The 25,130-nt window shown below is 64.5% G+C and carries 26 protein-coding genes; 6 read left to right on the top strand and 20 right to left on the bottom strand.

From position 1 onward, the window contains the following. Nucleotides 1-123 precede the first annotated feature (123 nt). The 3 genes from V6590_RS00295 to V6590_RS00285 are packed head-to-tail and all read right to left on the bottom strand — an operon-like array spanning nt 124 to nt 1,872. Nucleotides 124-858 (bottom strand): hypothetical protein, encoded by a 735-nt coding sequence (locus tag V6590_RS00295; RefSeq protein WP_335417793.1) that lies wholly within the window; start codon nt 856-858, stop codon nt 124-126. Further along, complete coding sequence (locus tag V6590_RS00290; RefSeq protein WP_335417789.1) at nt 852-1,670, bottom strand: sulfite exporter TauE/SafE family protein; 819 nt, start codon at nt 1,668-1,670, stop codon at nt 852-854. The genes V6590_RS00295 and V6590_RS00290 overlap by 7 nt, the downstream gene beginning before the upstream one ends. 25 nt (nt 1,671-1,695) lie before the next feature. Then, the gene (locus V6590_RS00285) at nt 1,696-1,872 is read right to left on the bottom strand and encodes a hypothetical protein (protein ID WP_335417786.1); all 177 of its coding nucleotides are present in this window, start codon (nt 1,870-1,872) and stop codon (nt 1,696-1,698) included. 34 nt (nt 1,873-1,906) lie between these two features. Here V6590_RS00285 and V6590_RS00280 point away from each other — a divergent pair, with 34 nt between their 5' ends. Then, nucleotides 1,907-2,260: a hypothetical protein gene (locus tag V6590_RS00280; protein WP_335417785.1), complete on the top strand. Its 354-nt coding sequence runs from the start codon at nt 1,907-1,909 to the stop codon at nt 2,258-2,260. A 1-nt stretch (nt 2,261) separates the two neighbouring features. Here V6590_RS00280 and dusA read toward each other — a convergent pair whose 3' ends face one another. Together dusA and V6590_RS00270 are read right to left on the bottom strand one after the other, a co-directional pair. After that, nucleotides 2,262-3,287 carry a tRNA dihydrouridine(20/20a) synthase DusA gene (gene dusA, locus V6590_RS00275; RefSeq protein ID WP_335417781.1) on the bottom strand — a complete coding sequence of 342 codons (1,026 nt, stop codon included), beginning with the start codon at nt 3,285-3,287 and terminating at the stop codon, nt 2,262-2,264. Between the two features lie 80 nt (nt 3,288-3,367). Beyond that, nucleotides 3,368-3,961 (bottom strand): TetR/AcrR family transcriptional regulator, encoded by a 594-nt coding sequence (locus tag V6590_RS00270; protein ID WP_335417778.1) that lies wholly within the window; start codon nt 3,959-3,961, stop codon nt 3,368-3,370. A 98-nt stretch (nt 3,962-4,059) separates the two neighbouring features. Between V6590_RS00270 and V6590_RS00265 the strand changes: the two genes are divergently transcribed. Then, nucleotides 4,060-4,527: a (2Fe-2S)-binding protein gene (locus V6590_RS00265; RefSeq protein WP_335417775.1), complete on the top strand. Its 468-nt coding sequence runs from the start codon at nt 4,060-4,062 to the stop codon at nt 4,525-4,527. Between the two features lie 2 nt (nt 4,528-4,529). Beyond that, nucleotides 4,530-6,764, top strand: coding sequence for a xanthine dehydrogenase family protein molybdopterin-binding subunit (locus tag V6590_RS00260; RefSeq protein ID WP_335417772.1), 2,235 nt, complete (start codon nt 4,530-4,532; stop codon nt 6,762-6,764). Between the two features lie 76 nt (nt 6,765-6,840). On the opposite strand, the gene mog is transcribed toward V6590_RS00260, so the two are convergent. Together mog and V6590_RS00250 are read right to left on the bottom strand one after the other, a co-directional pair. After that, nucleotides 6,841-7,374: a molybdopterin adenylyltransferase gene (gene mog, locus V6590_RS00255; RefSeq protein ID WP_335417769.1), complete on the bottom strand. Its 534-nt coding sequence runs from the start codon at nt 7,372-7,374 to the stop codon at nt 6,841-6,843. After that, nucleotides 7,374-7,874, bottom strand: coding sequence for a DUF2478 domain-containing protein (locus tag V6590_RS00250; protein WP_335417767.1), 501 nt, complete (start codon nt 7,872-7,874; stop codon nt 7,374-7,376). The genes mog and V6590_RS00250 overlap by 1 nt, the downstream gene beginning before the upstream one ends. A 161-nt stretch (nt 7,875-8,035) precedes the next feature. Here V6590_RS00250 and V6590_RS00245 point away from each other — a divergent pair, with 161 nt between their 5' ends. Next, nucleotides 8,036-8,518: an anthrone oxygenase family protein gene (locus V6590_RS00245; RefSeq protein WP_335417764.1), complete on the top strand. Its 483-nt coding sequence runs from the start codon at nt 8,036-8,038 to the stop codon at nt 8,516-8,518. A gap of 109 nt (nt 8,519-8,627) precedes the next feature. Here V6590_RS00245 and mltG read toward each other — a convergent pair whose 3' ends face one another. From mltG to V6590_RS00205, 8 genes are all read right to left on the bottom strand, one after another. Further along, nucleotides 8,628-9,791, bottom strand: coding sequence for an endolytic transglycosylase MltG (mltG, locus tag V6590_RS00240; RefSeq protein ID WP_335417761.1), 1,164 nt, complete (start codon nt 9,789-9,791; stop codon nt 8,628-8,630). Continuing rightward, nucleotides 9,791-11,053 (bottom strand): beta-ketoacyl-ACP synthase II, encoded by a 1,263-nt coding sequence (gene fabF, locus V6590_RS00235; RefSeq protein ID WP_335417758.1) that lies wholly within the window; start codon nt 11,051-11,053, stop codon nt 9,791-9,793. The genes mltG and fabF overlap by 1 nt, the downstream gene beginning before the upstream one ends. Nucleotides 11,054-11,196: 143 nt before the next feature. Further along, nucleotides 11,197-12,234: an L-threonine 3-dehydrogenase gene (gene tdh / locus V6590_RS00230; protein WP_335417755.1), complete on the bottom strand. Its 1,038-nt coding sequence runs from the start codon at nt 12,232-12,234 to the stop codon at nt 11,197-11,199. Then, a complete protein-coding gene (locus tag V6590_RS00225; RefSeq protein WP_335417752.1) occupies nt 12,231-13,430 on the bottom strand; it encodes a glycine C-acetyltransferase in 1,200 nt (399 codons plus the stop codon). The genes tdh and V6590_RS00225 overlap by 4 nt, the downstream gene beginning before the upstream one ends. Nucleotides 13,431-13,562: 132 nt before the next feature. Further along, the gene (locus V6590_RS00220; RefSeq protein WP_335417749.1) at nt 13,563-14,120 is read right to left on the bottom strand and encodes a helix-turn-helix domain-containing protein; all 558 of its coding nucleotides are present in this window, start codon (nt 14,118-14,120) and stop codon (nt 13,563-13,565) included. Between the two features lie 64 nt (nt 14,121-14,184). After that, nucleotides 14,185-15,312 carry a pyridoxal-phosphate-dependent aminotransferase family protein gene (locus V6590_RS00215; RefSeq protein ID WP_335417747.1) on the bottom strand — a complete coding sequence of 376 codons (1,128 nt, stop codon included), beginning with the start codon at nt 15,310-15,312 and terminating at the stop codon, nt 14,185-14,187. Nucleotides 15,313-15,425: 113 nt separating this feature from the next. Next, nucleotides 15,426-15,887 (bottom strand): Lrp/AsnC family transcriptional regulator, encoded by a 462-nt coding sequence (locus V6590_RS00210; RefSeq protein ID WP_335417745.1) that lies wholly within the window; start codon nt 15,885-15,887, stop codon nt 15,426-15,428. Beyond that, entirely contained in the window at nt 15,884-16,348 is a 465-nt protein-coding gene (locus tag V6590_RS00205) for an Lrp/AsnC family transcriptional regulator (protein WP_335417742.1), read from the bottom strand. Before V6590_RS00205 ends, V6590_RS00210 begins: the two co-directional genes overlap by 4 nt. Before the next feature lie 122 nt (nt 16,349-16,470). On the opposite strand from V6590_RS00205, the gene ilvC reads away from it, so the two are divergent. Next, nucleotides 16,471-17,493, top strand: coding sequence for a ketol-acid reductoisomerase (gene ilvC, locus V6590_RS00200; protein WP_335417740.1), 1,023 nt, complete (start codon nt 16,471-16,473; stop codon nt 17,491-17,493). A gap of 56 nt (nt 17,494-17,549) precedes the next feature. Here ilvC and V6590_RS00195 read toward each other — a convergent pair whose 3' ends face one another. After that, nucleotides 17,550-19,103: a right-handed parallel beta-helix repeat-containing protein gene (locus tag V6590_RS00195; RefSeq protein WP_335417737.1), complete on the bottom strand. Its 1,554-nt coding sequence runs from the start codon at nt 19,101-19,103 to the stop codon at nt 17,550-17,552. 73 nt (nt 19,104-19,176) lie between these two features. On the opposite strand from V6590_RS00195, the gene V6590_RS00190 reads away from it, so the two are divergent. Further along, entirely contained in the window at nt 19,177-20,526 is a 1,350-nt protein-coding gene (locus V6590_RS00190) for a DUF2254 domain-containing protein (protein ID WP_335417734.1), read from the top strand. Between the two features lie 8 nt (nt 20,527-20,534). On the opposite strand, the gene V6590_RS00185 is transcribed toward V6590_RS00190, so the two are convergent. The 4 genes from V6590_RS00185 to folP are packed head-to-tail and all read right to left on the bottom strand — an operon-like array spanning nt 20,535 to nt 25,124. After that, complete coding sequence (locus V6590_RS00185) at nt 20,535-22,064, bottom strand: cryptochrome/photolyase family protein (protein ID WP_335419333.1); 1,530 nt, start codon at nt 22,062-22,064, stop codon at nt 20,535-20,537. Beyond that, nucleotides 22,061-22,723, bottom strand: coding sequence for an SDR family NAD(P)-dependent oxidoreductase (locus V6590_RS00180; RefSeq protein WP_335417729.1), 663 nt, complete (start codon nt 22,721-22,723; stop codon nt 22,061-22,063). Before V6590_RS00180 ends, V6590_RS00185 begins: the two co-directional genes overlap by 4 nt. A gap of 47 nt (nt 22,724-22,770) precedes the next feature. Beyond that, nucleotides 22,771-24,114, bottom strand: coding sequence for a phosphoglucosamine mutase (glmM, locus tag V6590_RS00175; RefSeq protein WP_335417726.1), 1,344 nt, complete (start codon nt 24,112-24,114; stop codon nt 22,771-22,773). Next, nucleotides 24,111-25,124 carry a dihydropteroate synthase gene (gene folP, locus V6590_RS00170; RefSeq protein ID WP_335417724.1) on the bottom strand — a complete coding sequence of 338 codons (1,014 nt, stop codon included), beginning with the start codon at nt 25,122-25,124 and terminating at the stop codon, nt 24,111-24,113. The genes glmM and folP overlap by 4 nt, the downstream gene beginning before the upstream one ends. Between the last annotated feature and the right edge of the window lie 6 nt (nt 25,125-25,130).

Genomic DNA, 25,130 nt, shown 5'->3' with positions numbered 1-25,130 from the left:
TGCCTGATCGGAGGGCGGTCCTCGGGGGCATCGAACCCCCTCGGCCCGGCTGACGCATCCCTGCCCCAGGCAGAGTTTCGGGATGGAAGGCAGGCACGGGACTATGGCTCGGGCTGGCCGCGATCAGGGCCGTTCAATCCAATCCGCCACGCGGGCCAGTTGCGGGCGGAAATAGGCGATGATCCGGCCCGGTTCGGGTGCGGTGGCCTTTGCGCCCCAGGGGGCAACGCCATGCAGGGTCAGCCGGTGCAGCAGTGTCGCCTCGCCCGGGACGGCGGGCAGTTCGATCCGGCGGCAGGTCTCAAAGCAGCGTTTGCGGGCGCTGACATAGGCGTCCGTGATATCCACCTCGGCCCAGCGGTCGCGGGGATGCGGCGCAAGGGCCGCGTGCAGCGCCGCCTGCATGATCCTGTGACTGCCTTCCCAGACCACAAGCGGCGCGGCATCGGCGCTGCTGGCGTTCAGCGGCAACCCGATGATCCAGCCATGCGGTTCGACGATGCGTCGGCGTTTGGCGCTGTCGGCGATCAATCCATCGACATGGGCGGCATCGCGGTCACGGCGAAAGGCAAAGGCCGCCGGGCTTTCATCAGGCGACGGCTGCGGATAGCCGGGCCGGATGACCGAAAGCTGCGCCGGATGCAGCGGTTCGGGGGCAAGGCCCAACACCTCCCAGGGGAAGGCCGTGCCATTCACGCTGCCATCCGGGTCATTGGGCAGCGCATCGACGCCAACAAACCATGTGTCGCCACAGCGCCAGGGCTCGCGGCTGGCCGCCAGCGCCGCCTCTGCCACCGGCAGGGCAGCAGCGGCCCAGGCGGCAATCCGGGGATGCGACAGGCGCTGCCAGCCTACCATCCGGCCACCTTGCGCAGCATGTTCAGCGCCACAAGGATCAGGAAGACCGCGAAGGCCCGCTTCAGCGGTTTGGGGTCCATCGCATGAGCCAGCCGCACGCCATAAGGGGTGGTCAGCAAGGTCATGGCCATGATCACGGCGAAGGCCGGAAGGTTCACCGCGCCAATCGACAGCGGCGGCGCACCGTCCACCTGCATGGTCAGAAAACCAAGGGCAGAGGGCACCGCGATGATCAGCCCGAACCCAGCCGCCGTGCCGACCGCGCGGTGAATGGGCAGGCCGAACAGCGTCATCATCGGCACGCCGAAGGTGCCGCCGCCGATCCCCATCAGCACCGAAAGAAAGCCCAGCCCGCCGCCCAAGGCCCATTTGCCACCGCCCCCCGGCAGGTGATCGGCCAACCGCCATTCGGCCCGGCCAAAGGCCATCCAGAGCCCGGCAATCAGCCCCAGCCCACCAAAGACCAGTTGCAGAGTGTCCGATTTCAGCCGCGCCGCCAGCAGAAAGCCCGCCACAGCGCCGAGTGCGATGGCCGGGGCCCAGCCCTTCAGGATCGCCCAATCGACCGCCCCCTTGCGGTCATGCCCGCGCACCGAACGCAGGGCGGTGGCCATGATCGTCGCAAGCGATGTGCCCAGGCAGACCTGCATCAGTTGCGGCCCGTCATAGCCGAGATGGGCGAAGGTGTAGAAGAAGGCCGGGACCAGCACGATGCCGCCACCGACCCCCAGCAATCCGGCAATCACCCCGGCGAACCCGCCGATCACGATCAGCAGCAGCAACATCGGCAGATAGGTGGCAATCTCGGCCATGGCAGTCCCCTGTCTTTCGCAGCCGTCACGCTATGCGCTGGCGGAAGAAGCTTCCAGAGCCGGATTGCAGGGTATGGCGCAAAAAGGCGCCGGCATGACGAATGCCGGTCTGGGCCGGACCACCAATCAACCGGACAGTGCGAATATGTCTTGCACCAGGCAACTCGCCCATGGATAGTTTCGCCATGCTTGCTTCGCCCATTGGCGGTGCAACCCCATAACAATTGGAGAAGGCCGTGACACGCTACACTGCTCTGGTGGGCGCAGCCCTTGTGGCTGTCACCCTTGCAAGCCCCTTGCAGGCGGAACCGATGTCAGCCGCCGAAGTGCAGGCCTTTTTCGGGGCAGGCGGGTTTTCGGCACGCGCGGGGTCCAAATTCGGATTTTCCGCCGACGGTACTTTTTCGATCAAACATTCCAGCGGATCGGAAAAGGGCACCTATACCATCGGCTCTGACGGGGTCGTGACGCGGATGCGCACGGGCGCCAAGAAACCGGACGTGTTCTATATTGACGTGACTGCAAAGGGAAAAAAGACGATCATCTATACCGCTGGCCAATACAAAGGCAAGAAATTCGCCCTGAAATAGGTCAGGGCGCGGCGGGTACCTGAACTTCGGCCAGGGCCTGATCGAGCAGATCGAGCCCCGCGCCGGGGCGGGCCACCCCCTCCGACAGCACGCGCCGCCAGCCCCGTGCGCCAGGGCGGCCGGTGAACAGGCCCAGCATATGGCGGGTGATCTGATGCAGACGCCCGCCAGATTGCAGATGCGCGGCGATATAGGGTTTCATCGCCTGCACCACCGCATGGGCATCGGGCGCAAAATCATCGCCCCACAGCGCATCCGCCCCGATCAGCGTACGGCCCGGATCGTGATAGGCCGCGCGCCCGATCATCACGCCATCAAGCCCTTGGGCCAGAAGGTCTTGTGCCTGATCCAGCGTCGCCACCCCGCCGTTGATGCAGATGGTCAGTTCCGGGAAGCGCTGCTTCATCGCAACCACCAGCGGGTAATCCAGTGGCGGAATTTCGCGGTTCTCCTTGGGGGACAGACCTTGCAGCCAGGCCTTGCGGGCATGGATCACGAAATGCGTAACCCCTGCCCCTGCAACGGTTTCGATGAAGCGCGGCAGGATCTCGGACGGTTCCTGATCATCCACGCCGATGCGGCATTTCACCGTGACCGGTACGGCGGATTCCTGCGCCATGGCGCGCATGCATTCGGCCACCAGCACGGGGTTTTCCATCAGCACCGCCCCAAAGCACCCCGATTGCACCCGGTCTGACGGGCAGCCGCAATTCAGGTTGATCTCGTCATAGCCCCAGTCGCGTGCAATCGCCGTGGCCCGGGCCAGTTCACCCGGGTCCGACCCGCCGATCTGCAGCGCCACCGGATGTTCGGCATCGCTGAAATCCAGCAGACGATTCTTCGGCCCATGCAGGATGGCAGGCGCCGTGACCATTTCGGTGTAGAGCATGGCGCGCCGGGTCATCAGGCGGTGAAAGAACCGGCAATGCCGATCCGTCCAATCCATCATGGGGGCGACGGACAGGCGAAACGAGGCATCATCACAGGATTTTTCATTCGTATCAGAAGACTGGGGCGTGTTCTTCATGTCCGATATGATCCTGTTTTCTTGCATTGCCGACTGTACCCGCCACGACGGGACAACAGGGTATAGGGCAAGACCGGGGGTCAGGACAAGGCAAGGCCGAACAGGCGGGCCAACCGGGCCTGACCGGCGCGATATTCCTCGATAGTCCGGGCCGATGTTTTCAGCCCCTTCACCGCCGCCATGATCGCCTGCGCCACTTCGCTGGCCGTTCCAACCCCTTGTGGCAGCGGCCGTTGCGCCAGCCAGTCGGCAAAGACCGCGATGAACTGCGCTTCGCCCGTTGCGATCAAATCGCCGGTGACCGAGAACCCGGCCTCCAGCAGTTCGTTGCCATGGGGCGTGGCCAGAACCGCCTCCATGAATTTGCCATCCTTGGCGATGAAGGCCGACAGCAGCGCCTGTTCCACGCTTTGCCCCGGGCGATCAAGGGCGATGCGGATCTCTTGCAAGGCCTGTTCGAAGAACCGCAGGACAAGCCTGCGCAGGATGTCTTCCTTGTTGCGGTAATGCACATAAAGCGCCGTGCGCGAAATGCCCGCACCTCGCGCGATGTCTTCCATCGTTGCCCGCCGATAGCCATAGGTCGCAAAGGCATGAAAAGCTGCGTCAAGGATTGAATCCTGACGGTCAGCCGACACCTGAGGCGCAATGACGTTGGGGAAATTCCGGGCCATGGGCGCAAGATGACGAAATCCCGTCAGATTGTCAATTGACACAATGACATTTCAAGACCATTTTGTCATGACAAGAGGTTCCTGAGGAGCGCGTCCCGATGCCCATAACATTCACCGTCAATGGCAACCCTGCCACGCTGGATCTGCCACCCGAGATGCCTCTGCTCTGGGCGCTGCGCGACGGGCTGAACCTGACCGGCACGAAATATGGATGTGGTGTCGCTGCCTGCGGGGCCTGTACTGTTCATGTGGATGGGCAGGCGGTCCGGTCTTGCCAGACAGCACTGGGCGATGTGGCCGGGGCCTCTGTCACCACGATCGAAGGTCTGGGCACCCCTGCGGCGCTGAATGCGGTGCAGATGGCATGGCTGGAAGGTCAGGTTGCCCAATGCGGGTACTGCCAGTCTGGCCAGATCATGCAGGCGGCGGCACTGCTTTCCACCACGCCTAACCCGACGGATGCCGAAATTGACGAGGCGATGTCGGGCAATCTGTGCCGCTGCGGCGCCTATCCCCGCATCCGCGCGGCAGTTCATGACGCGGCACGCCGCCTGCAGGAGGTTTGACCATGGGACGCGTGATGAAGATTGCCCGGCGCGGCTTTCTGTTTGGCTCGGTCGCCCTGCTGGGCGGTGTGGCCTTTGGCTGGTGGCGCTATGCCACCCCACATGGCAACCCGCTGATTGCCGGTCTGGGCGAAGGTGAGGCGGCGCTGACCCCCTATGTTCTGATCGATGCGCAGGGGGTGACGGTCATCGCGCCCCGGGCCGAGATGGGGCAAGGGGTTCACACCACGCTGGCCGCTCTGGTCGCCGAAGAGATGGATCTGGATCTGACGCAGATCCGGGTGATCCATGGCCCGGCCTCGGCGGCCTATTACAATTCCGCAGTGCTGGGCGAAGGTGTGCCCTTCGCGCCGACCGACCAGAGCTGGATCGCCGAAACCATGCGCGGGGCCATGGACATCCCAGCAAAGTTTCTGGGATTTCAGATCACAGGCGGGTCGTCCTCCATCCCCGACGGATTTGAAAAGATGCGCCTTGCCGGGGCGGCGGCCCGCGCTGCGCTGGTTCAGGCCGCGGCCAAGCGGTTGAACCTGTCTGCGGACCAGTTCACCACAGAGGCCGGCCATGTCATCGCCCCGGATGGCACCCGCATCCCCTATACCGACCTGGCGGTCGCGGCGGCGCAGATCGACCTTGCCGCAGAACCGCCGCTGAAGCCGCGTGCCGACTGGCGGCTTCTGGGCAAGACGCAGCCCCGCGTCGATATGCTGGGCAAGGTCACCGGCACGGCCCGGTTCGCCAGCGACCTGCGCCTGCCCGGTATGCGCTTTGCCACAGTGCGCACCAATCCCCGGCAGGGTGGCGCGATGAATGGCTTTGATGACAGCGTGGCCAAATCCGTCGCAGGCGTTGAACGCATCGTGCCCCTGCCCAATGGGGTTGCCGTTGTTGCCACCCATACCTGGGCCGCGCTGCAAGGCGCCGAAGCCATTGCCTTTGACTGGGGTCCGGCACCCTACCCCGCCACAAGCGCCGAGATTTCCGAAGTGCTGCGGGGCTCCTTTACCGAGGCCCGCAAGGACAGCACCAACCGCAATGATGGCGATGTGGATGCGGTGCTGACGGGCGATGACTGGCAGGCGGAATATTCGGTCCCCTATCTGGCCCATGCGACGATGGAGCCGATGTCCAGCGCCGCCCTGCTGAAGGATGGCAAGCTGACCATCTGGTCGGGCAACCAGCTACCCACCCAGATCCTCACCGAAGCCCAGACGCTGCTGGGCCTTCCGCCAGAGGCCGTCACGGTGGAAACCACCCTGATGGGCGGTGGCTTCGGACGGCGCGCCGAAATGGACATCATCCGCCAGACCCTGATCGTGGCTCAAGCGATGGAAGGCACCCCGGTGCTGGTAACCTGGTCGCGCGAAGAGGACACGACGCATGACGGCTATCGCCCCGCCGCAATGGCCCGGGTGCGCGCCAAGGTGGATGGCGGGTCGCTGGTCGCCTTCGACTTTGCCACCTGTTCTTCGGCCGTTGTGGAATCGCAGGTGGGCCGATTGGGCTATTCCGTGCCCGGGCCGGATGGCACCATTGTTCAGGGCGCATGGGAGCAACCCTACCGGTTTGCCAACCATCGCGTGACCGGCTACCGCGCTCCGCATATGGTTCCTGTCGGATCATGGCGGTCGGTCGGCGCGTCTCAGAACGCCTTTTTCCACGAAACAGCAATCGATGAACTGGCCCATCTGGCCGGGATCGACCCGCTGGAGTTCCGCCTGACCCATATCGACGATCTGCCGACCCGCAAGGTCCTGGAAGCCGTCGCCGAAATGTCAGGCTGGGGCACAACTGCGCCGGGCCGGGCCAAGGGGCTTGCCTTCTGCATGTCCTTTGGTGTGCCCGTGGCCGAAGTGGTCGAAGTGGAGAACACCCCCGAGGGCCTGCGTCTGACCAATATCTGGGCTGCGGCCGATGTGGGCATCGCGCTGGACCCCGGCAATATCGAGGCACAGGTGCAAGGGGCCATTGTCTATGGGCTGTCTGCTGCAATCCGGGGCGAGATCACGCTGGCGGACGGCGCGGTCGAACAGCAGAACTTCTGGGATTACGAACCCCTGCGCCTGTCGCAATGCCCGCCGATCACCACGCGTATTCTGGAAAACCAGTCGCATATCCGCGGGATCGGCGAGCCGGGCACACCGCCCATCGCCCCCGCCCTGGGCAATGCGATCTTCGCCCTGAACGGGCAGCGCCTGCGCGACCTGCCCTTTGCCAAATCCGTCAGCTTTGCCTGACCTGTGGGCAGGTGCCGACGCGGGGGCGATCTGTCCCCCGCGGCTTTGATCCTTCAGAAGATGCGGCACAAAGGGCCTAGCCCTGCACCTTTGGCCGAAACGCAGCACAGATGGCCGGATCGGTTTCGATCCGGCCGGCGCCCATCAGATCAAGGCAATAGGGCACGGCGGGAAAGACCGCGTTCAGACAGGTGTCGATGGCCGAGGGCTTGCCCGGCAGCGTGATGATCAGGCAGCGCCCGCGTGTGCCCGCGCCTTGCCGCGACAGGATGGCAGTCGGCACTTCGCGCAGCGAAACGGCCCGCATCAGCTCGCCAAAGCCTGGAAACTGGCGCTCCACCACATCCTCCATCGCCTCGGGCGTCAGATCGCGGGGCGATGGGCCGGTGCCACCCGTGGCAAGGATCAGATCGGCGCCACCTTCATCCGCCCAATGCCGAAAGGCCGCCGCCACGCTGTCGCGCCCGTCGGGCACAATCTGGCGCAGGATTTCCACCTCGGACGTGATCGCCCGGCGCAACCAGGCCTCGATCGCGGGGCCACCCTTGTCTTCGTAGATCCCGGCATGCGCCCGGTCCGATACCGTAATCACAGCAATCCGCGCGCCCATCAGACCGCCTCCGCCATGGCCGCCATGGCCCAATCATGCAGCGCCGCGACGGGCACTTCCTCGGCCAGATCGCCCGCGAAATCAAAGAAAGCCTGACGGTTCATGCTGTTGATCCCGATGATGACCGGCACCCCCTCTGCGGCAACGTCTGCGACCAGATGCCGAAAGCCCCGGCCCTCGGCCTCATGCTTGCCGAACTTGTTCACGATCAGCAGCCTTGCACCGTCAAGCCGGGTGGATACCGCCATCACCGCCCCCTCCAATGCCCCTGCATCCAGACGGCAGCCCGAGGATTCCGCGCCAAGGTTCTGGCTGATGCGCAGCACCGGGCCATCCGGCAGCACCCGCAAATCCATGTCGCAGTGATGATCGGCACAGCCGGAATTGTGCTGCACGGCCCCGGCAATGGCCGCGCCTTCCGAGATGAGCCTTGCCGCCAGGGCAGCCAGGGCCAGATCCGTGGCGCCGCGTTCCGGCAGAAACACATATCCGATGCGCATGACGCCCCCTGTCGCAGTGCTGCGGCAACCATGGCGGCAAGCCATGACCTTGGCAAGAGCAGCGCCGATCTGCCGCAGCCCGGGCCAACCCTGTAACGGGGCTTGACCGTACAAATGATTACGGCAATATGAATCCGTACATCACATTACGGAACCTCGTCATGACCCGTTCACTCGCCCTGCTTGCACTGACCCTTTCGGCGCTGATCTTCGGATTCTTCTATGCCTGGACCTGTTCCACCATGTGGGGGTTGGACGCCGCCGATCCCCGGGTGGCCATTGCTGCGATGCAGGCCATGAATGCCTCAGTCCGCAATGCGGTCTTTGCACCGGCCTTCTTCGGCACCGCCCCCGCCCTGCTGCTGGTGGCGCTGCTGGCCCGCGAAAACCGCCCCGCTGCGCTGTTGTTCGCGGCGGCGGGCGTGGTCTATGGTCTATTGGGGATGGGCCTGACCCTGATGGTGAATGTGCCGATGAATCAGGCCCTTGCCGTCACCCCCATCCCCGATGACCTTGCAGCCGCCCAGGCGATCTGGACCGAGTATTCCGGGCGCTGGCAGGTCTGGAACCAGACCCGCACCTTCACCTCCGGTGTGGCTTTCCTGCTGGCCGCCCTTGGCCATGCCCGGCTGGGTGCGGCGTGACATCGCCAGCCTCGGAAAGCTGCTCCAAACCGCACCCGACGGACACAGTGCAGAGATGCAAAGGGCGCCCCTCGGGGACGCCCTTTACTTAATCCGCATGTCCCACCCGTTACGGGTTGGTGCCCTGCTGCTGCTGCGCTTCGATCTCGCGCCAGCGGGCCACATTGGCATTATGTTCTTCCAGGGTCTGTGCAAAAGCATGGCCCCCGGTGCCATCGGCCACGAAGAACAGGTAATCCGTCACCGCCGGGTTCAGCGCCGCCTCGATGCTCAGCCGCCCCGGATTGGCGATCGGCGTCGGCGGCAAACCTTCGATGACATAGGTATTCCAAGGGGTTGCCCGACGAAGTTCACTCTGGCGCAGCCCGCGGCCCAGCACGCCTTCGCCTTTGGTGATGCCATAGATCACCGTGGGGTCGGTCTGCAGCCGCATCCCCTGACGCAGACGGTTCACGAAGACACTGGCCACCTGCGGGCGTTCTGATGCCACGCCGGTCTCCTTTTCCACGATGGAGGCCATGACCAGCGCCGCTTCCGGCGTGTCATAGGGCAGGCCATCAACGCGTGACGCCCAAAGGTCAGCCAGAATGGCCTTCTGCTTTTCCTGCATCTTCGCCAGCAGCGCCGCGCGATCCGCGCCTTTTTCCACCTCATAGGCATCCGGGGCAAGGCTGCCTTCGGGCGGCACTTCGGCAATGCTGCCATCCATGAAATCGGCGCGTTTCAGGCTTTCCACCACCTGCCAACTGGTGACACCCTCGGCCAAGGTCACCTGCCAGCGCAGATCGCCTTCCAATGCGGCATCAACATAGACCTGAGGGGCCGCTTCGGCCGCCGGATCGAATTTCGCCACTTCTTCATAGCGGTTGCTGGCCGGGTCGAGTTCGCGCAGCACGATTTCGGCCTTGGCCACACCGATGCGGTAATTCACCTCGCGCCCGCAGGTCGAGGCCCCGCCTGCCGTCAGCACGTCCAGCACCTGTTCCATGCTGGAGCCGGGGGCCACAAGGTATGACCCGAATTTCAAACCCTGCGCCTTGCCCGAATAATCCGCGCCAATGCGGAAGATCCGGGCATCGCTGACGGCCCCCTGTTCTTCCAGCCGGCGGCTGACTTCGGCCAGCGACGCGCCCCGTTCAACCTTGACGCAGATCGATTCCGTCAACGGCCCCGGACCGGTGAATTGCCCCCGCCCCCAGGCCAGCAGACCGGCAACTGCAATCAGCAGCACGATGAACAGCGTCAGCGCGTTGGAGGCGATGGAGCGCCACATCAGCCGCGCACCTTGCCCAGCACAAGGCTTGCATTGGTGCCGCCAAAGCCAAAGCTGTTCGACAGCGCCACGTCAATCTTGCGATGCACCGCCGTGTTGGCGGCAAGATCCAGCTTCGGAGCCACGGCGGGATTGTCCAGGTTGATCGTGGGCGGTGCGACCTGATCGCGGATCGCCAGCACGCAGAAGATGGCCTCCACCGCTCCGGCAGCCCCCAGAAGGTGGCCAATGCTCGATTTGGTCGAAGACATGGTCGCCTGCGCCGCCGCATCGCCCATCAGCCGTTCCACCGCGCCCAGTTCGATCGTGTCGGCCATGGTGCTGGTGCCATGGGCATTGATGTAATCCACCTGATCCGGCGTGATGCCTGCGCGGTTCAGCGCCGCCTGCATGCTGCGATAGCCGCCATCGCCATCCTCGCTGGGGGCGGTGATGTGATAGGCATCGCCCGACAGGCCGTAGCCCAGCACTTCGGCATAAATCTTCGCGCCGCGCGCCTTGGCATGTTCATATTCTTCCAGCACCACGACGCCCGCGCCTTCGCCCATGACAAAGCCATCGCGGTCGGCGTCATAGGGGCGGCTGGCCTTGGCCGGATCATCGGCGCGTTTGGTGCTCAGCGCCTTGCAGGCGTTGAACCCGGCAATGCCGATTTCGCTGATCGGGCTTTCGGCACCACCGGCCAGCATCACATCGGCATCGCCCCACTGGATCAGCCGCGCCGCATCGCCGATGGCATGGGCCCCGGTGGAACAGGCCGTCACCACCGCATGGTTCGGCCCCTTGAAGCCGAAACGGATGCTGACCTGCCCCGAAATCAGGTTGATGAGCGCGCCGGGAATGAAGAAGGGCGAAACACGCTTTGGCCCGCGTTCCTTGATAAGCACGGCGGTTTCGGCAATTGACGTCAGCCCGCCGATCCCTGACCCGATCATCACGCCGGTGCGCAGGCGGCTTTCCTCATCCTCGGGTTCCCAGCCGGCATCCTTGACCGCCTGAACCGCTGCCGCCATGCCATAGAGGATGAAATCATCCACCTTGCGGCGTTCTTTCGGCTCCATCCAGTCATCGGGGTTGAAAGTGCCATTGCTGCCGTCGCCCATCGGGATTTCGCAGGCATATTTGGTCACCACATTGGTCGCGTCGAACCGCGTGATCGGCCCCGCGCCGGATTGTCCGGCCAGCAGGCGGCTCCAGGTTTCCTCGACGCCGCAGGCCAGCGGCGTGACCATTCCCAGACCCGTGACAACAACCCGACGCATCCGATCTTCCTTCATCCAGCAAAGCCCCCGGGGCCCAAAATCCATGCGTTGATACACGGGCGCAGTGGGTTAGGCAACAATCGGCACCCGCGACGCCGGGCCACGCCCCGCAAGACAGGGGGCGCGGGCGCAGGTTCGACAGATCAAGTCCAGTCCAGCACCACCTTGCCCGAAAGGCCCGAGCGCATGACCTCGAACCCCTGTTCGAAATCCCCCGCCTTGAAGCGATGGGTGATGACGCGCCGCACATCCAGCCCGTTTTCCAGCATGGCGATCATCTTGTACCAGGTCTCGAAAATCTCGCGCCCATAGACGCCCTTGATGGTGATGGCCTTGAAGACGATACGGCTCCAATCCACCGGGCTCTTGCCGGGGGGAATGCCCAGCATGGCGATGCGCCCGCCCATCACCAGCGCCTCGACCATCTGGTCCAGCGCGCGCTGATTGCCGCTCATCTCCATCCCTACGTCAAAGCCCTGGGTCATCTTCAGCCGCGCCTGCACCTCGCGCAGATCTTCCGTGGCCACATTCACCGGCACCACATCCGCCACTTGCGCCGCCAGCTCCAGCCGCGCCGGGTTCACATCCGTGATCACCACATGGCGCGCCCCCACATGCCGCGCCACCGCCGCCGCCATGATGCCGATGGGCCCCGCGCCGGTGATCAGCACATCCTCGCCCACCAGATCGAAGCTCAGCGCCGTATGCACCGCATTGCCCAGCGGATCGAGGATCGCCCCGATCTCATCATCGATCGCATCGGGCAGCGGCACCACATTGAAGGCGGGCAGCCGCAGATACTGCGCAAACGCCCCCTGCTCATTCACGCCAATGCCCCGCGTCTCGGGGTCGAGGTGAAACTTGCCCGCGCGGGATTGGCGCGAATGGCGACCAATCAGATGCCCCTCGCCGGAACAGCGCTGCCCCACCGCCAGATCGGTGACATTGCGCCCGATCTCCACGATCTCGCCCGCGAATTCATGGCCCGTCACAAGGCCCACCGGCACCGTGCGCGCGGCCCATTCATCCCAGTTCCAGATGTGAATATCGGTGCCGCAAATCCCGGTCTTGTTCACCCGGATCAGCACATCATCCGGGCCGATCTCCGGCACCGGGCGCTCCACCGCCCAAAGCCCCACTTCGGGCTTCACCTTCGCCAAAGCCTTCATCTGGTTGCTCATGCCAATGCCCCCACTGCCTTGCCCGCCGCGCGGAAGGCGTCGAGCGCGAAATCCAGATCGTCCCGCGTCAGCCGCGCATTCATCTGCGTGCGGATGCGCGCCTGCCCCTTGGGCACCACGGGGAAGAAGAACCCGGCCACATAAACGCCCCGCTCATAGAGATCGGCGGCCATGGCCTGCGCGAGCTTGGCATCGCCCAGCATCACCGGCACGATCGGGTGTTCCCCGTCCAGCAGCCGGAACCCCGCATCCGCCAACCCCGCCCGCCAATAGCGCGCATTTTCAAACAGTTGCGCGCGCAGATCATCGGCCGCCTCCACGATGTCCAGCGCCGCCAGACCCGCCGCCACCACCGCAGGCGGCAGCGCGTTGGAAAACAGATAGGGCCGCGCCCGCTGCCGCAGCAGATCAATCACCGCCTGCGGCCCGGCAATATAGCCGCCCAAAGCGCCGCCGAGCGCCTTGCCCAAAGTGCCGGTCAGAATATCGACCGAGACCCCGGCATGGGCGGGTGTGCCGCGCCCCTGCGGCCCCATGAAGCCCGTGGCATGGCAATCATCCACCATCACCATGGCGCCGTAACGGTCGGCCAAGGCCTTGATCTCACCCAGTTTCGCCAGATAGCCATCCATCGAGAACACGCCATCGGTGGCAATCAGGATGAACCGCGCGCCATCGGCCCGCGCCTGCACCAGTTGCGCCTCCAGATCCGCCATATCGGAATTGACATAGCGATAGCGCTTGGCCTTGCACAGCCGGATGCCATCAATGATGCTGGCATGGTTCAGACTGTCCGAGATCACCGCATCTTCCGGCCCCAGCAGCGGCTCGAACAGCCCGCCATTGGCATCGAAACAGGCGGCGAACAGAATGCTGTCCTCCATGCCCAAGAACTGCGCCAGCCGCGCCTCCAGCTTCCGATGCAGGTCTTGCGTGCCGCAGATGAACCGGACAGAGGCCATGCCATAGCCCTGCCCGTCCATCGCCGTGCGCGCCGCCGCGACCAGCCGCGGATCATCCGCCAGCCCAAGGTAATTGTTGGCGCACAGGTTCAACAGCTTGCGCCCCGCCACCTCCACATGGGCGCCCTGCGGCCCATGGATCAGCCGCTCGCGCTTCAGCAAGCCCTCCGCCTCGATCCCCGCCAGCACCTCGCCCAGATGCGCCAGAAACTCTGCCTTCCCAAATTCCGCCATGACAGACCACCTTCCGTTATACTGGAAACATGCCAGATGCGCCAAGATACGTCAAGATAGCGGAATATAATCCGTGAAAACGGATTCCTAGGCGCTCGGTCCATTCCCTGCGGGGATGCCCCCGCTGCCGGATCAACTGTCTTGCACGATCAGGATGGCGCGCGCAGCCTCCGTGGCGCGGATCGCGTGATCGCGGTCGGCGGCATAGCGCGCCGTATCCCCCGGCCCCAGCCTTTGTTCATCTTCGCCGCATTGCACGGTCAGATCGCCTTCGATCACCGTCAGATGTTCGCGGCAACCGGGGCTGTGCGGGTCGGAAACCAGCGCGCCCCCGGCGCGGAACTGCAGTTCATACACCTCATGCTCCCCCACAGCCTCGGGCGGGGAAAGGATGCGGATGCGCACGCCTTCGCCGCGCCCGGCAATCACCGGCGCGGCAGCCGCACGCACCACCTCGATCCCGCCTTGCGGACGCCCCTCGAGCAAACCGGCGAAATCCACCTGCAGCGCCTGGGTCAGGTTCCACAACGTCGCCACCGTGGGCGAACTTTCGGCGCGTTCGATCTGGCTGACCATGGAACGCGACACGCCCGACAGTTTGGCCACCGCATCAAGGCTGAGCCCGCGCGCCTTGCGGGCTTCGCGCAGGCTCGCGGCCAGACGGTCATGGATATCCGATCTTGGGTTCATGTGGCATGATTGCCCGGGCCGGGGCCTGACGTCAATCAGGGCGCGCAGGCAGATCGGGCCGCAGTTACAACACCCTGTCGATCACAGCCCCCAGCCGGGCCAGCGTGCCATCGACATCGGCCAGTTTGTCCAGCCCGAACAGACCCAGCCGGAAGGTGCGGAACTCGGCCCCTTCACCCACCTGCAAGGGCACGCCGGCGGCAATCTGCATGCCTTCGGCCAGAAACTTGCGCCCCGACTGGATCTCGGGATCGTCGGTATAGCTGACGACCACGCCCGGCGCAGCAAAGCCCTCTGCCGCCACCGATTGCACCCCTTTGGCTGCCAGCATGGCCCGCACCCCCTGCCCCAAATGCCATTGCGCGCGGCGAAGGGTTTCGAACCCCATCGTCTCGGTTTCCAGCATCGCATCGCGGAATCCCAGCAGCGCATCGGTCGGCATTGTGGCGTGATAGGCATGGCCGCCTCCTTCATAGGCCGCCATGATTGCCCGCCATTTCTTCAGGTCCAGTGCAAAACTGTTGGAACTGGTCGTCTCCAGCCGCGCCAGCGCAAGGTCGGACATCATCACCAGACCGGCGGACGGCGAAGCCGACCAGCCCTTTTGCGGGGCCGAAATCAGCACATCCACGCCCGTTGCCGCCATATCGACCCAGATCGCACCCGAGGCGATGCAATCCAGCACCATCAATGCGCCCACTTCATGCGCGGCGACGGCCATGGCGGTGATGTAATCATCCGGCAGGATCAGCCCGGCGCTGGTTTCCACATGCGGCGCAAAGACCACATCGGGCCGGGCCTCGCGGATACGGGCGCAGACCTCGTCGATCGGCGGCGGGGCAAAGGGGGCACGCACACCATTCCCGGCCTGCCGCGCCATGACCACGGTCGTATCGGCAGCAAAGCCGCCCGCTTCGAAAATCTGCGTCCAGCGATAGCTGAACCAGCCATTGCGCACGATCAGCGCATGGCCACCGCTGGTGAACTGCCGCGCCACGGCCTCCATCGCATAGCTGCCGCCACCAGGCACCAGGGCCACGGCCTGCGCAGCATAAACCTGCCGCAACAGCCGTGAGATATCGCGCATCACCCCCTGAAACCGGGCCGACATGTGGTTGAGCGAACGGTCGGTGAAAACCACCGAAAATTCCTGCAGACCATCGGGGTCCACCTCGGGGTGCAATCCTGGCATGGCATCCTCCTTTGCCTTTTGCCCGATCCTAGCCTGACCGCGCGGCCTGCCACAGCCGAAAACCGACAGGGGCGCGGTTGAAACGCCGCACCCCTGCGCGGCAGCGGCCTGCATCACCCCGGCAAGGGGCCCGGACGTGGTTCCTCGCTCAACAGCACATTGGCCTCCACCTGCCCCACGCCCGGCAGCGTCATGATCCGACGGCGCAAGACACGTTCAAAATCGGCAATGTCGCGGGCCACCACGCGCAGACGGTAATCGAACAGGCCCAGCACATGCTGCACCACCTGCACCTCGGGGATCGCGGTCACCGCGCGTTCGAAATCCTCAAGGCTGACCCGGCCCTTGGTGGCCAGCTTGACCCCCAGAAACACCGTGACGCCAAAGCCAAGCGCCGCGCGGTCCACCAGAACGCGCTGGCCTGCCAGAATGCCCGCCTCGGTCAGCCGTTTCACCCTGCGCCAGGCGGCGGGCTGGCTGATCCCATGTCGCCGCCCCAATTCGCCCGCCGACAGCGTGCCGTCACGGGCCAGATCGCGTAGGAAGGCACGGTCGATATCATCAAGGTCGATCACAACGGCAGCTCCGCACTGTCCTTGATCGTGGCCACCAGCATCAGTGCCTCGATATCGGAGATATGCGGCAGGCTGAGGATGCGCTCGCGATAGATCTGCTGATAATGGCCCATGTCGCGGGCGATCACATTCAGGCGCACATCGACGCGGCCCAGAAAGGTTTCGATCCCGATCACCTCGGGCACATCGCGCGCGGCGGCCAGAAACTCGTCAAAGGCGCGGGGGTTGGTCTTGTCCAGCGTGAAGCGCAGCGAGACCTCCACCTCATAGCCCAGTGCGCGCCAATCCACCACGGCCTGCCGCGCACGGATCACCCCCTGTTCGGCCAACCGTTCCAGCCGCCGCCAGCACGTCGCCTGGGTCACGCCCGCCCGCTGCGCCAGATCGGCCGTGGCCAGCGCCGGTTCGGCCAGCAGGTGCCGCAACAGGCGGCGATCCGTATCGTCGATCTGAATGGACATTTCATCAATCCGCAGTTTGACGCATGACTTTTCGCTGGTTTTCCAGATTTCGTCAAATTATGCAGCGATCACCCCGGGCAGCACCGTATTCTGCCGCCAGTTTAATCAAAAGGAGACGCGAGATGCGCGTTTATTACGACCGCGACTGTGATGTGAACCTCATAAAGGACAAGAAGGTCGCGATCCTGGGCTATGGCAGCCAGGGCCACGCCCATGCGCTGAACCTGCGCGATTCGGGCGCGAAGAACCTCGTCGTGGCGCTGCGCGAAGGTTCGCCTTCTGCCAAGAAAGCCGAAGGCGAAGGCCTGAAGGTCATGGGCATTGCCGAAGCCGCCGCATGGTGCGACGTGATCATGTTCACCATGCCCGACGAGCTGCAGGCCGAGACCTACAAGAAATACGTGCATGACAACCTGCGCGAAGGCTCTGCCATTGCCTTTGCCCATGGTCTGAACGTGCATTTCGGCCTGATCGAGCCGAAGCCGGGCATCGACGTCATCATGATGGCCCCGAAAGGCCCGGGCCATACCGTGCGCGGCGAATATACCAAGGGCGGCGGCGTGCCCTGCCTGTTTGCCGTCCACAAGGACGCGACCGGCAAGGCGCAGGACATCGCGCTGTCCTATTGCTCGGCCATCGGCGGCGGCCGTTCGGGCATCATCGAGACCAACTTCCGTCAGGAATGCGAAACCGACCTGTTCGGCGAGCAAGCCGTGCTTTGCGGCGGTCTGGTCGAGCTGATCCGCTGCGGCTTTGAAACCCTGGTCGAAGCGGGCTACGAGCCGGAAATGGCCTACTTCGAATGCCTGCACGAGGTGAAGCTGATCGTGGACCTGATCTATGAGGGCGGCATCGCCAACATGGATTACTCGATCTCCAACACCGCAGAATATGGCCAATACGTCACCGGCCCGCGCATCCTGCCTTACGAAGAAACCAAAGCCCGCATGAAGGCGGTTCTGGCCGACATCCAGTCGGGCAAGTTCGTGCGCGACTTCATGCTGGAAAACGCCGTGGGCCAGCCCACCATCAAGGCTTCGCGCCGCGCCAATGACGAGCATCAGATCGAACAGGTCGGCGAGAAACTGCGCGCCATGATGCCCTGGATTTCCAAGGGCAAGATGGTGGACCGTTCGCGGAACTGATCCCGCAAGGGATTGCCTGTGCGACAGAAAGCGGGGCCGGGGGGAAACCTCCGGCCTTATTCCATATTGCCGTGGCGTTCGACCTTGGCGCCTTCGGCAATGTCCCAAGCGCCCAGCCGATTTCCACGCAGATCATTGTTGCGGAAGGTGCCGGTGCTATCGTCATCCTTGACCCAGACCGCCTCATAGGTATTGTCGGTTATGGTGCAGCCCGTCACTGTAACAGTGCTGCCTTCTCCGACCGATACCCCGACAATCCCATTCCCGGTGATCTGCCCGCCTTCGACCCGCCCGCGCCCGTTTTCATGCACGAACAGGCCCGATTTCATGTTGTCGCGCAGGGTGCAGTCGCGCAGCAAGGGGGCGGCACCTGTCTTGATCTCGACACCGGTATAGGCGTTGCCAATGCCCTCGCACCCCTCCATCACCCCACCCGCGCCCTCGTGGAAGAAGAAGCCACCAGCTTTGCCATGTGAGGCGACGCAGCGGCGCAGGGTGGGGCGCGTGACTTGCCCCTCCACCTCGACTGCCGAAAAGGCATTGCCGATGAACTGGCAATCCTCGACCACAGGTTGCGCGCCCTCCAAGACAAACAGCCCAGCTTGTTCCCCGTCACGCAGCAAGCAGCGGCGCAGGGATGGTGCCGTGCCGCTGCCCTCTATCGCGATACAGGCCAGGGACAGGCTTTCGACCACGCAATCCTCAATCTCGGCCCCACCGCCGCTAATCCAGATGCCGTAGTTTTTGCCCCCCGCGTCGCGCCGAAACCTTAGGCCGGCAATCCGGGCCAGCGGCGCATCGCACTGCAAAGCGTTGCCCTTGTCGGTTGTCACCAGAATCCGTTCGCGATCACCTTCCCCGAAAATCTCCAATACCTTGGAAAGGCGCAGCGATTCCCGATAGGTGCCCTCGCGCACCAGGATCCGGTCACCGGGCTCTGCCGCGTCGATGGCGGCCTGAATGCTGGTGAAATCGCCGCGCTTCGGCCAGGGATCGACAATATGCACGGGCTGCTTCGGTGGGGGCATTTCCTCCTTACGCGACAAGTCGATCTCTTCCGCTGTCTTTTGTGTCTGAGGTTCATGTGCTGCGCCAACACTGGGCTTTGCAGGCTTTCGCGCCGCCGGGGGCAAATGCAACCGCTCTGTCACATCTTCCGCAAATTCGAAAACCAGCCGAGATTTCTGTGTCGGATCGCTCTCAAACCGCCAGTTGGAGAAATCCTTGTATTGAAACGGCTGCAAAGCCTGCCGCACCACGCAATCCGCGTCCTCTCGCCATTTCACAAACCGGATCGGAAAGATGCGCGGCTCAATCCCGGTCTCTTCGCAGATGCGCAGATAGGTCAGCACTTCCTCGCGGCACCAATCGCGGTTGAAGAAGCGCGGCGTCAGCACGGGGATCAGGAAAGAGGCCGCGCTGACCCCGGCCCGCAGCGTCTCGGCCCAGCGGTCGCCGGTGCGCAGATCGTGGATATCCTGAAAGATGCCGACTTCCTCGCCCATCAGCATCGACACTTCGCCCGCGATCACGCCGCGCAGATCGCTCAGCATCTTGTCCAGATGATCGTCATCTCCCCGCGCGTAAGACCAGAACCCTTTGGGTTTCATTCACGACCTCCAACCTATCGCGCAACGATAGAAGGCGGTCGGACAAGGGTCAACGTCGCGGCAGGGCCGTGCTGTGGCGCTTGCACCCATGGTGGCGGGGCCTATCCTGCGGGAAAAGGTACAGGAGGTGACCATGGTATCCGTCTGGCAATGGAATCTGCGGCAGTTTACCCGGAGGATCTGGGTTCCGATTGCCATCTATGCCGGGCTGGGGGTGGCCACAGCGCTGGTCACCCTTGCGGTTAAGCCCTTTCTGCCCGCAACCCTTCCCGCCCGGATCGGGGCCGATGCGGTATCGACCATTTTGCAGATCATGGCCTCATCCATGCTGTCGGTGACCACCTTTTCGCTGTCGATCATGACAGGTGCCTTTGGGGCGGCGGCCAGCGGCGCCACGCCGCGCGCCACCGAATTGCTGAAACAGGACGGTGTGACCCAAAGCGTTCTGGCCACCTTCACAGGGGCCTTTCTCTTTTCGCTCAGCGGGTTGATCGGACTGCAGACCGGCATTTACGAAGAGGCCGGGCGGCTTGTCCTGTTCGTTGTCACCCTTGTGGTGCTGGCGGCGGTGATCTGGCAACTGGTCCGCTGGATCGGGCATCTGGCCGATTTCGGGCGGCTTGCCGATACCATCGCCCGGGTGGAGCGGGCAGCGGCCAGTTCGCTGTCCGACCGGATGGCGCGGCCCTTTTTGGGCGGTCGCCGCCTGTCTGACACCGCCGAGGCCGAGGCGATGCGCGGCCAGCCGGTGATGCCCGACGGCTGCGGCTATCTGCAGATGATCGATGTGGCCGGGCTGCAGCAGGTGGCCTCGGCGGCTGGCGTGACACTGGCAATCGCCGCCCTGCCTGGGTCATTCCTGCACCCCGCAGCCCCCTTGCTGCGGATCCTGCCCCCGGGGCGCGCCGATGCAGAGACAGAGGCCGCGCTGCGCCGCCATTTCGTGATCGCGCCCACCCGCAACTTCGCGCAAGACCCGCGTTTTGGCATTCTTGCCCTGACGGAAATCGCCTCGCGCGCGCTTTCGCCCGCGGTGAACGACCCCGGAACGGCAATTGATATCCTGACACGGCAGATGCGGCTGCTGGCTCTGTGGCAAGGCCGGGCCGAAGCCCCGGTCGATTACCCCGCGCTGCTGGTGCCGCCGCTGCGCCTGTCCGATCTGATGACGGATGCCTTTGCCGCCATCGCGCGCGACGGAGCCGGGCTGATCGAGGTGCAGATCCGGCTGCACAAGACCTTGGCAGGTCTGGCCGATCTGGACCCGGCCATCTTTCTGGCCGAAGCCCGTCGCCTGTCAGCCCGCGCGCTGGCACAGGCCGAGGCCGCGCCGCTGCTGGAGGAAGACAAGGCAGTCCTCCGCGCGCTTGCCGCCGATATTGCCGCGCGGCCCGAAGGCGGTGCCACTGCCCGCAGCGCCTGAAGGCACAGTCAGACCGGCTGCCCGGCGGCCAGCCGGGCCAGCAGATCACCGGCGGTTTGCAGGATCGCCTGCCGGTCCGCTTCGGGACGCTTGTCCCAGCCCTTGTAAATCACTGCCATCCTGGGATGGCCGGCGAACCGGCCCCGGTGGCGGGTCAGGTAGTGCCAGTACAGCGCGTTGAACGGGCAGGCCATCGGCCCGGCCCGTTCGGCCACCCGATAGGCGCAGCCGCCGCAGTAATCCGACATCCGGTCGATATAGGCGCCACTTGCGACATAGGGTTTGGAAGCCAGCCGCCCGCCATCGGCAAACTGGCTCATGCCCAGCGTATTGGGGGCCTCCACCCATTCCAGCGCGTCGATATAGACCGACAGATACCAGTCATGCACTGCGGCCGGGTTCACCCCGGCCAGCGCCGCAAAGTTCCCCGCCACCATCAGCCGCTGGATATGGTGGGCATAGGCGTGATCGCGGGTCTGGGCCACCACCGACCGCAGACAGGCCATCCGCGTATCGGCCCCCCAATAGGCGGCAGGCAAGGCGGCCTTGTGGCCCAGATGGTTCATCTGCAGATAATCGTGCCCCATCAGCGCCCAGAAGCCGCGCACATATTCACGCCAACCGATGATTTGCCGGATGAACCCTTCGACCGCCTCGATGGGCGCGGTGCCGGCATGAAAGGCGGCTTCTGCCCTTTGGCAGACCTCTAGAGGCGCCAGCAGCCCAAGATTGAGATAAGGCGAAATCAACGCATGCGACAGGAAGGGATCGCCCGCCAGCATCGCATCCTGTTCGGCCCCGAAGCGCGGCAAGGCATGGGCCAGAAAATGGTCCAGCGCCTGCAGCGCCCCCTCGCGGGTGACAGCCCAATCAAAGGGCCGCAGCCGCCCGAAATGATCCGCAAACCGCGCCTCGACCAGATCAAGCACGGCAAGGGTATCCGCATCGAGGGCAAAGCGCGGTGGCGCGGGGCGGAACAGATCGGGCGCGGCGGGGCGGCGGTTTTCGGCATCGAAGTTCCAGCGCCCGCCGACGGGCTTGCCATCCGCCATCAACAGGCCGGTCTTGCGGCGCATCTCGCGATAGAACCATTCCATCCGCAATTCCTTGCGCCCCTGCGCCCAGGTGGCAAACTCGGCCTCGCTGCACAGGAACCGGTCATCGGCCAGCCAATCGAGGCGCAGCGGCACGCCCTCAAGCGCCGCGCGCAACCGCCAGTCGCCGGGCCGGGTGGCAATCACCTGATCCGCACCGAATTCGGCCGCGCGACGCAAAAGCTCGCCCGGGATCGACTGGCAATTTTCCGGGTCATCCAGCCGGGAATAAGCGACCTGCCAGCCACCTTCGCGCAACGATCCGGCGAAATGGCGCATGGCAGACAGGATCAGGGCGATCTTTTGCGGATGATGCGGCACATAAGTGCCTTCGGCCATCACCTCGGCCATCACCACCACATCGCGCGCGGGATCACCTGCCCGCAAGGCCGCCAGATCGGGCGTCAACTGATCGCCCAGCACAAGGATCAGGCGCGGTTTCACCACGGGATCGCCCGCCCGGCATAATCGAAGAACCCGCCGGATTGCGCGGGCGTCAGCCCGTCCAGCACCGCAATCAGCCGCGCCGCCGCCGTTTCAGGCGGATAAGATGGCAAGGCACCACCGTATTTCAACGACAGTGGTGTCGCCACATGGCCCGGATGCAGTGCCGCAATCACCGCTTGGGGATGGCTGCGCGCGACTTCGATGGCGGCGGTGTGCAACAACTGATTCAGCGCCGCCTTGGCGGCACGATACCCATACCAGCCGCCAAGCGCATTATCCCCGATCGAGCCAACCCGTGCCGAAAGCGCGGCGAAACGGACCCCTGCATCGCGCGGCATCAGGCGCAGCGCATGTTTCAGCACAAGGATCGGACCAACCGCATTCAACGCAAACTGCGCCGCCAAACCCGGGCTTTCCAGCGCGCGCAGGGTTTTTTCCGGGGGGCGGCCATCCAGTTCAAGGGCCCCTGTCGCCACGATGATGCGGTGAAAGGGCGGTTCCAGCCCGCCGATCAGCGCGGCAATACTGGGCTCATCCGTCAGGTCCAGCCCATCTGCGTGACGCGACAGCCCGATGACCTCTGCCCCGCGCGCGGCGTATCCTGCCACCAGCGCAGATCCGATCCCGCCCGACGCCCCGATCACCAATGCCCGCATGATCCGTTCCCCCTTTCACAGGGAAACGTGCCAGCCTTGCCATTGGATCACACGACTGCCTCGATGGCGGCGACCATGGCTTCCACTTCCGAACGCAACAGCCCCTCATCCTCGCATTCCGCCATCACCCGGATCAGCGGTTCGGTGCCCGATTTGCGGATCAGCACCCGGCCCCGGCCCTTCAGACGGGCCTCGGCCTCGGCGATACGCGCCTGCACGCCCACATCGGAAAGCGGTTGTTTGTCAGCGCCATAGCGCACGTTCTTCAGAAGCTGCGGCACAGTTTCAAAGCTTTTCACCAGCTCTGACGCCGGGCGTTCCGTGCGCGCCATTTCAGACAGGAATTGCAGGCCCGCCACCAGACCATCCCCCGTGGTGGCATAATCGGTCATCACGATATGGCCCGATTGTTCGCCCCCCAGATTGAAGCCGCCGCGCCGCATTGCCTCGACCACATAGCGGTCACCGACAGCCGTGCGCTCCAGCCGCAGCCCGCGCCCGGTGAGGAATTTCTCCAGCCCCAGATTGGACATCACGGTGGCGACCAGCGTCTTGCCGCGCAGCCGCCCCTCTTCCGCCCAGCGGGCTGCCAGCAGCGCCATGATCTGATCGCCATCGGCCACGCGGCCATTCTGATCAAGGATCATCACCCGATCCGCATCGCCATCGAGGGAGATGCCGACATGGGCGCCATGCGCGACCACGGCCTCGGCCGCGGTCTGGGTATGGGTGGAGCCGCAGCGATCGTTGATGTTGGTGCCATTGGGGGAAACGCCCACCGGGATCACCTCGGCCCCCAATTCCCACAGCACCTCCGGCGCGGCCTTGTAGGCGGCCCCGTTCGCGCAATCGATCACCACCTTCAATCCATCGAGCCGCAGCCCCTGCGGGAAGGTGGTTTTCACGAATTCCTGATAGCGTCCGCGCCCGTCATCGATGCGCTTGGCCCGACCGATGTTCTGCGGTTGCGCCGGAAGGATGTCGCCCTGCACGATGCTTTCGATTTCTGCCTCGGCCTCGTCCGACAGTTTGAACCCGTCGGGGCCAAAGAACTTGATCCCGTTGTCGCTATGCGGGTTGTGGCTGGCCGAGATCATCACGCCCAGATCTGCGCGCATGCTGCGGGTGAGGAACCCCACCGCAGGCGTCGGCACCGGACCGAGCAGCAGCACATTCATGCCGGTCGAGGTCAGGCCCGCCGTCAGCGCGTTTTCGATCATGTAGCCTGACAGCCGGGTATCCTTGCCGATCACCACCCGATGCGCGGAACTGCCATCGCGGCGAAAGAACCGACCGGCAGCAGCGCCCAGACGCAGCGCCATTTCTGCGGTCATCGGATAGGTATTGGCCTGGCCCCGCACCCCGTCGGTGCCAAACAGCTTGCGGCTCATGCCACATCCCCCATGGTTACCGAACGCCACAGGCTGAGCGCCTGACGCGTTTCCCAGACATCATGCACACGCAAGACCTGCGCGCCCTGCGCCACCCCGGCCAGCGCGACGGCCACCGATCCGGGCGCGCGCCGCGCCGCGTCCTGCTCGCCGCCAATGGTTCCGATGAATTTCTTGCGGCTGACCCCCAACAGGATCGGGCAGCCCAGACCGTGAAACAGGCCAAGCCCCCGGATCAGCGTCAGGTTATGCTCCAGCGTCTTGCCAAAGCCGATGCCGGGATCGACCATGATCCGGTCACGGGATATGCCTGCTGCCTCGGCTGCAGCCACGCGCTCGGCCAGAAAATCATAGACATCCAGCAGAACATCATCATAGCGCGGGTCCAGCTGCATGGTTTGCGGCGTACCCTGCGCATGCATCAGGCAGACCGGCGCAGCCGAGGCGGCCACCACCGCCTGCAGTGCTGGATCATGGGAAAAGGCCGAAACGTCATTCACGATACTGGCCCCGGCCTGCAGCGCCGCCTGCGCCACTGCCGATTTGCGGGTGTCGATGGAAATTGCCGTTTCAATTCCGCCCGCGCGCAGCGCTGCAATCACCGGTGCGGTGCGGGCGGTTTCTTCTTCCACCGGGACTTCGGCGGCCCCGGGCCGGGTGCTTTCACCGCCGATATCGATGATCTCGGCCCCCGCGCCAGCCATCATCTGGCCCTGTGTCAGCGCCGCTTCGGGGGCAAGAAACAACCCGCCATCGGAAAAGCTGTCGGGCGTCACGTTCAGAATGCCCATCAGGCGCGGCCTGTCCAGGCGCAGACCGGCAAAATCGGCACGCGGTGCCGTCAGCCGACGGCGCATTTCAGGCGGCAGTTCGGCAGCAGGCACCAGCTGCGGCACGCGGCCGCGTTCCAGCACTTCGACCCTGTCGAACCAGAGCCAGCCCCCGGCAAGGGACAGCGCATCGGCAGGGCGGGCCGCATCACTCATCGGAATGGGGCGATAATAGATCATGCCCTT

The sequence above is a fragment of the Gemmobacter denitrificans genome, from assembly GCF_036964905.1.
Lineage (GTDB): Bacteria > Pseudomonadota > Alphaproteobacteria > Rhodobacterales > Rhodobacteraceae > Gemmobacter > Gemmobacter denitrificans.
Note: the sequence above shows the minus strand (reverse complement) of the source record. Positions and strands in the feature narration are given on the sequence as shown.

What these genes read in the sequence shown, in the direction of transcription:
- V6590_RS00295 (WP_335417793.1), bottom strand. Translation starts at nt 858, where the DNA reads ATGGTAGGCTGGCAGCGCCTGTCGCATCCCCGGATTGCCGCCTGGGCC.
- V6590_RS00290 (WP_335417789.1), bottom strand. Translation starts at nt 1,670, where the DNA reads ATGGCCGAGATTGCCACCTATCTGCCGATGTTGCTGCTGCTGATCGTG.
- V6590_RS00285 (WP_335417786.1), bottom strand. Translation starts at nt 1,872, where the DNA reads ATGGGCGAAGCAAGCATGGCGAAACTATCCATGGGCGAGTTGCCTGGT.
- dusA (WP_335417781.1), bottom strand. Translation starts at nt 3,287, where the DNA reads ATGAAGAACACGCCCCAGTCTTCTGATACGAATGAAAAATCCTGTGAT.
- V6590_RS00270 (WP_335417778.1), bottom strand. Translation starts at nt 3,961, where the DNA reads ATGGCCCGGAATTTCCCCAACGTCATTGCGCCTCAGGTGTCGGCTGAC.
- V6590_RS00265 (WP_335417775.1), top strand. Translation starts at nt 4,060, where the DNA reads ATGCCCATAACATTCACCGTCAATGGCAACCCTGCCACGCTGGATCTG.
- V6590_RS00260 (WP_335417772.1), top strand. Translation starts at nt 4,530, where the DNA reads ATGGGACGCGTGATGAAGATTGCCCGGCGCGGCTTTCTGTTTGGCTCG.
- mog (WP_335417769.1), bottom strand. Translation starts at nt 7,374, where the DNA reads ATGGGCGCGCGGATTGCTGTGATTACGGTATCGGACCGGGCGCATGCC.
- V6590_RS00250 (WP_335417767.1), bottom strand. Translation starts at nt 7,874, where the DNA reads ATGCGCATCGGATATGTGTTTCTGCCGGAACGCGGCGCCACGGATCTG.
- V6590_RS00245 (WP_335417764.1), top strand. Translation starts at nt 8,036, where the DNA reads ATGACCCGTTCACTCGCCCTGCTTGCACTGACCCTTTCGGCGCTGATC.
- mltG (WP_335417761.1), bottom strand. Translation starts at nt 9,791, where the DNA reads ATGTGGCGCTCCATCGCCTCCAACGCGCTGACGCTGTTCATCGTGCTG.
- fabF (WP_335417758.1), bottom strand. Translation starts at nt 11,053, where the DNA reads ATGCGTCGGGTTGTTGTCACGGGTCTGGGAATGGTCACGCCGCTGGCC.
- tdh (WP_335417755.1), bottom strand. Translation starts at nt 12,234, where the DNA reads ATGAGCAACCAGATGAAGGCTTTGGCGAAGGTGAAGCCCGAAGTGGGG.
- V6590_RS00225 (WP_335417752.1), bottom strand. Translation starts at nt 13,430, where the DNA reads ATGGCGGAATTTGGGAAGGCAGAGTTTCTGGCGCATCTGGGCGAGGTG.
- V6590_RS00220 (WP_335417749.1), bottom strand. Translation starts at nt 14,120, where the DNA reads ATGAACCCAAGATCGGATATCCATGACCGTCTGGCCGCGAGCCTGCGC.
- V6590_RS00215 (WP_335417747.1), bottom strand. Translation starts at nt 15,312, where the DNA reads ATGCCAGGATTGCACCCCGAGGTGGACCCCGATGGTCTGCAGGAATTT.
- V6590_RS00205 (WP_335417742.1), bottom strand. Translation starts at nt 16,348, where the DNA reads ATGTCCATTCAGATCGACGATACGGATCGCCGCCTGTTGCGGCACCTG.
- ilvC (WP_335417740.1), top strand. Translation starts at nt 16,471, where the DNA reads ATGCGCGTTTATTACGACCGCGACTGTGATGTGAACCTCATAAAGGAC.
- V6590_RS00195 (WP_335417737.1), bottom strand. Translation starts at nt 19,103, where the DNA reads ATGAAACCCAAAGGGTTCTGGTCTTACGCGCGGGGAGATGACGATCAT.
- V6590_RS00180 (WP_335417729.1), bottom strand. Translation starts at nt 22,723, where the DNA reads ATGCGGGCATTGGTGATCGGGGCGTCGGGCGGGATCGGATCTGCGCTG.
- glmM (WP_335417726.1), bottom strand. Translation starts at nt 24,114, where the DNA reads ATGAGCCGCAAGCTGTTTGGCACCGACGGGGTGCGGGGCCAGGCCAAT.
- folP (WP_335417724.1), bottom strand. Translation starts at nt 25,124, where the DNA reads ATGATCTATTATCGCCCCATTCCGATGAGTGATGCGGCCCGCCCTGCC.